Below are 2,895 nucleotides of genomic sequence, written 5' to 3'. Positions count from 1 at the left end.
CAGCTTGTTGTCAACATATATATATATGAATTATTTTGGCTAACTGATAGAACTACGTAGACATATCCAAGAAGAAAGGGGAACAGTAAAATGTAATAGGGTGAATAACTATGGCAAAAAGACCAGTACCACGATACGACTTTAAGGCTTTTGGGGCAGCGATAAAGGCAGCGCGTGAGGGATGCAAGGAGAGCCGCAAGAAAGTAGGCGACGAAATGTTTATCTCGCCGCGCTACCTTGCGAACATTGAGAACAAGGGGCAGCACCCAAGTTTACAGATATTCTTTGAGCTGATACAGCGTTACCATATATCCGTAGACCAATTCCTTTTAGAAACGCCGCCGGAGAAGAACACGCAGCGGCGGCAGCTTGACGCGCTTCTTGACGGTATGAGCGATACAGGCATACGGATTGTAACCGCAACGGCAAAGGAGATTTCCGAAGTCGAAAAAGAGGGCGAATAGGAATGTCCGACTTAAAACTGAACAGGATTTAGAAAGCGTTGTAATCTTTTTTGAGGTTGCAGCGTTTTTCTTTTGCGTAAGTTTGGCAAAATCGCTTTTTCTCCGTAGTAGGTGATAAGAGCCTAAAGGATAAAAACATTCGTAGCAAGCATAGGAAGCGGGTACCCACTTCCGTATTTTCGCCCTCCCGCGCTGCGGCGCGTCGGTTGAAAATTGCTTGTTGGGAAGTGTCCCAAACCCTCGGAACGGAAAGGAAAGGAGCGAATACATGAACGGACGCAAAAGAACGGTGCAAATCAAATTCAGAGTGACGGAAGCGGAACGGGATTTAATACTGGAAAAAATGAAGCTCGTACCCACCCGGAACATGGCGGCATATCTGCGGAAGATTGCCATTGACGGGTATATCATTCAGATAGACCATGCCGATATAAAGGCAATGACCGCAGAGATACAGAAAATCGGTGTCAACGTCAACCAGATAGCACGCCGCGTAAACGCGACGGGGAACGCATACCAAGAGGACATAGAGGAAATAAAGGGGGTGCTTGCGGAGATATGGCGGTTACAAAGATTAAGCCTGTTAAAAGCACTCTAAGCAAAGCCCTTGACTATATCGAAAACCCGGACAAGACGGACGGAAAAATGCTTGTGTCCTCTTTCGGCTGCTCCTATGAAACGGCAGATATTGAATTTGAATATACCTTGTCCCAAGCACTCCAAAAGGGGAACAATTTAGCCTTTCATCTGATACAGTCCTTTGAGCCGGGGGAAGTCGATTATCAGAAAGCCCATGAAATCGGAAAGCAGCTTGCCGACGCGGTAACAAAGGGGCAGCATGAATATGTACTCACGACGCACATTGACAAAGGACACGTCCACAATCACATTATTTTCTGCGCCGTAAATTTCGTAGACCACCGCAAATATAATTCCAACAAAAGGAGCTATTACGGCATACGGAACATGAGCGACAAGCTGTGTCGGGAAAATGGCTTGTCCGTCGTCGTTCCCGGCAAGGGCAGCAAGGGAAAGAGCTATGCGGAGTACCAGGCAGAAAAGACGGGTACAAGTTGGAAAGGCAAGCTAAAGATTGCCGTTGACGCGCTTATCCCCCAAGTTTCCAGTTTTGAGGAATTGCTAACGCGGTTACAGGCGGCGGGCTATGAGATAAAGCCGGGGAAATATGTGTCATGCCGCGCCCCCGGACAGGAACGCTTCACCCGCCTTAAAACCCTCGGCGCAGACTATACAGAGGAAGCCATAAGGGAACGGATAGCGGGCAGACGGGCAAAGGCGGCGAAAGCCCCCAGAGAGCAGCGCGGCGTTTCGCTGCTTATCGACATTGAGAACAGTATCAAGGCGGCGCAGAGTAAGGGCTATGAACAGTGGGCGAAAATCCACAATCTGAAACAGGCAGCTAAAACAATGAATTTCTTGACGGAACATAAGATTGAACAGTACGCGGATTTAGTCAGCCGGATTGAGGAAATGGCAGCGGAAAGCGGACAGGCGGCAGACGCATTGAAGAACGCGGAAAAGCGGCTTGCGGACATGGCGGTGCTTATCAAGAATGTTTCCACCTACCAAAAGACAAAGCCCGTCTATGACGCATACCGCAAGGCAAGGAACAGGGAGAAGTACCGCGCCGGACAGGAACAGGCGATTATCCTACATGAAGCCGCCGCAAGGTCGCTGAAAGCGGCGGGCATTGCAAAGCTCCCGAACCTTGCCGCGCTGCAATCGGAGTATGAAGCCCTCCAAGCGCAGAAAGAAGCCCTTTACGCCGACTATGGGAAGCTGAAAAAGAAAGTCCGGGAATATGATATTATCAAGCAGAACATTGACAGCATTTTACAGGCAGACAGGCAGCCGGAACGGGAAAAGGGAACAGAGCGCGGATAAGGATAGCAAAATCCCCGCCGCTGTGCTATGATAGGGCTATCAAAAAGCAGAGGAGCGTTGAGCATGGAAAACCAGAAAATGCCGGAATATGAAACCATACGCGCCGCCGTTGCCGGGGAAAAATGGGCGGTGGAGAAAGTCGTGGAGTGCTACAAGGACGAAATCGACAGGCTATCGACGGTAGCGGTCAGACAGCCGGACGGAAGCACGAAACAGGAAATCAACGAAGATATGCGCCAGTCCATCACAAAGAAGCTGATAGAAGCCCTCCCGCAGTTCCCGCTTGAAGAAATGGAAAAGGGAAATGTCAGATAGGCAAAAAAAGAACAGGGCGCGGAAGCCAGTATATGACTTCCGCGCCCTGTCTTTTTATGGGTGCTGTTTTCGTGAATGTTACGCAGTAGAACGCCATTTTTGGGGGTAAAGGTATAAAGTATCGCCTATCCGATTTTCACGCCCGGAAAGCCCTGTAAATCAAGGGATTTTCCGCGCCTACTGCGTAACAGGGGCGCGTCTTTTCCTCATG

The 2,895-nt window shown here is 49.5% G+C and carries 4 protein-coding genes; all 4 read left to right on the top strand.

The annotated features are described in order from the left end of the window. The first annotated feature begins 110 nt into the window (after window positions 1-110). The 4 genes from Q2J39_RS10550 to Q2J39_RS10535 all read left to right on the top strand — a co-directional run bounded on the left by Q2J39_RS10550 (window position 111) and on the right by Q2J39_RS10535 (window position 2,684). Window positions 111-464: a helix-turn-helix transcriptional regulator gene (locus Q2J39_RS10550; RefSeq protein ID WP_002569186.1), complete on the top strand. Its 354-nt coding sequence runs from the start codon at window positions 111-113 to the stop codon at window positions 462-464. A 268-nt stretch (window positions 465-732) separates the two neighbouring features. Next, window positions 733-1,062, top strand: a complete 330-nt coding sequence (mobC, locus tag Q2J39_RS10545; RefSeq protein WP_002585086.1) for a plasmid mobilization protein — start codon at window positions 733-735, stop codon at window positions 1,060-1,062. Beyond that, the gene (locus Q2J39_RS10540; protein ID WP_300968158.1) at window positions 1,023-2,369 is read left to right on the top strand and encodes a relaxase/mobilization nuclease domain-containing protein; all 1,347 of its coding nucleotides are present in this window, start codon (window positions 1,023-1,025) and stop codon (window positions 2,367-2,369) included. Before mobC ends, Q2J39_RS10540 begins: the two co-directional genes overlap by 40 nt. A 63-nt stretch (window positions 2,370-2,432) precedes the next feature. Continuing rightward, on the top strand, window positions 2,433-2,684 hold the full coding sequence (locus Q2J39_RS10535; RefSeq protein WP_002585088.1) for a helix-turn-helix domain-containing protein: 252 nt from the start codon (window positions 2,433-2,435) through the stop codon (window positions 2,682-2,684). Window positions 2,685-2,895 lie beyond the last annotated feature (211 nt).

Origin of the sequence: uncultured Allobaculum sp. (assembly GCF_948576815.1) — a bacterium.
In the GTDB taxonomy this organism is placed as follows: domain Bacteria; phylum Bacillota_I; class Bacilli_A; order Erysipelotrichales; family Erysipelotrichaceae; genus Allobaculum; species Allobaculum fili.
Note: the sequence above shows the minus strand (reverse complement) of the source record. Positions and strands in the feature narration are given on the sequence as shown.